Source organism: Anaplasma phagocytophilum, from assembly GCF_023476575.1.
Taxonomy (GTDB): domain Bacteria; phylum Pseudomonadota; class Alphaproteobacteria; order Rickettsiales; family Anaplasmataceae; genus Anaplasma; species Anaplasma phagocytophilum_A.
On record NZ_JAHLEX010000063.1, the window covers coordinates 1 to 1,653 of the forward strand.

A 1,653-nucleotide genomic window follows, 5' to 3' on the forward strand; every position below is an offset into this window, starting at 1 on the left:
CGAGTTCTGTAGTATAAGGATGTACTATAGAGCACCCGTAGTCCTCCCAGTATCTCTCCAAATTTCTTACTATACTCTGGAAGTTCACAAGATAAGCTACAAATCATGACAACCGCCTCGATGATGCTACGAAAACAGAACTTTAACAAGATATTTTATTACTTAGTACGAAGTTCAAACCTTGAGTAGTTTTGTGTTTTTCATTGCATTTTTACTATTTTTTATTACTATCCTTCATGCGTGTACTTTATTACTTTTGGGATGTCGCCAAGCGGTAAGGCAACGGTTTTTGGTACCGTCATGCGGAGGTTCGATTCCTCCCATCCCAGCGCTTTTATGGGTTATGAATTTTGATGGTAAAGTAGAGAAGTTATAAGCACATGCCGATATTCAGACTCATGATGCTTTCTTATGTTTTACTGAATTTCGATAAGATTTGTGCAAAAGTATTTTATGTAGCTGTTTACACTTACATAGTTTCAATTGCTCTAGTTTTGTATCATGAGGGGGCAGCTAGCCTTGTGTATTCCAAAAATCCCCTTTATCTATATCCTATGGTTTATCAAATACTAAAGTGGTACTACTTTAATAGGGATTTAGTCACCACAGGTGTTGTGATTCGTGCGGTGATGATTATGTTTTGTACGCATCTTGTACAAAGTTACATATGGGGTTTGAAGTGGCGTTCCTTACCTAGTGTTCTTTTTCGTTACTTATCTTTAAATATTTTTAATTTTAAAGGTGGTTCAGTTTCTAATCAGAACAGAATAGTGTTTCCTACAGAAATAGAGCGTGAAAAAGACGTGTTTATAAAAAGAGTAGAAGAGTTTACAGAAGATCTCATTGTAGATTTACTCAACTATCATGTTTCTGAGTTGATTAGCGATAATATGGTAAATCTAAAGAAGGTTTGTGCTATAAAAATTGGATACGCAATGGAGGATATGATTAGGAGTTTGGTCAAGATCAAGGCACAAACTAGTGATATAAAATCTAAAGATGTAAAGGTAGACTAAGATTTACTCTTCCAGTAAATTCATTTTTCAAAGTTAACTTTTTTATTTATCAGAGTATTAGAGTGCAATGCACTTCATGTGATACTACGTAAAACGGACCATCGTATATCCTCCCCGCACCTATGGATATAGATAGCGCTATAGGTATCACTTCTATGGTATTCAACGTGGTTAATTGTGGTGCATATCTTAATGCATGACTGCTTTTTACAGTACTGCATCGCACGAATATTCAAGGATGGAGTATTAGAAATAGACCCGTGAAAGCTGCACAGTCTATACGCATTGTTTATGTTTTTATACTGTATTCAAGCAGGCAAAGTACTTCTTAATATGGATATGTCAATAGGCACTGACTCCGTTTGCAGAATAACGCTAGTGCTGTCTAATCATATATGCTGCATTAATGGTATATCACCAATAGTGTTGATATACTAGCCACACTTTTCGCTATAATCTTGTTGTATGCAGACTAACTATTGGTGGAAGTAGATATTTTCAGCACTATATTACGAGCAACTGTTAGGTATTCTTGTCGTCTTTTTATCTTTGTTTTGTCTTCAGATTTCAGAGATGTGACACTATATCTATGATATTTTTACTATTAATGCATACTATAGATCGTATTCTATGTGGT

The 1,653-nt window shown here is 35.1% G+C and carries 1 protein-coding gene and 1 tRNA gene; both read left to right on the forward strand.

The window, feature by feature from the left end; all coding sequences use genetic code 11:
- Window positions 1–257 precede the first annotated feature (257 nt).
- Window positions 258–329 (forward strand) — tRNA-Gln (locus KPX09_RS03640).
- A 225-nt stretch (window positions 330–554) separates the two neighbouring features.
- Window positions 555–1,016 carry a hypothetical protein gene (locus KPX09_RS03645; protein ID WP_249549036.1) on the forward strand — a complete coding sequence of 154 codons (462 nt, stop codon included), beginning with the start codon at window positions 555–557 and terminating at the stop codon, window positions 1,014–1,016.
- The last annotated feature ends 637 nt before the right edge of the window (window positions 1,017–1,653 follow it).

Coding starts and splice junctions, on each gene's coding strand:
- KPX09_RS03645 (WP_249549036.1), top strand. CDS start 555: ATGGTTTATCAAATACTAAAGTGGTACTACTTTAATAGGGATTTAGTC.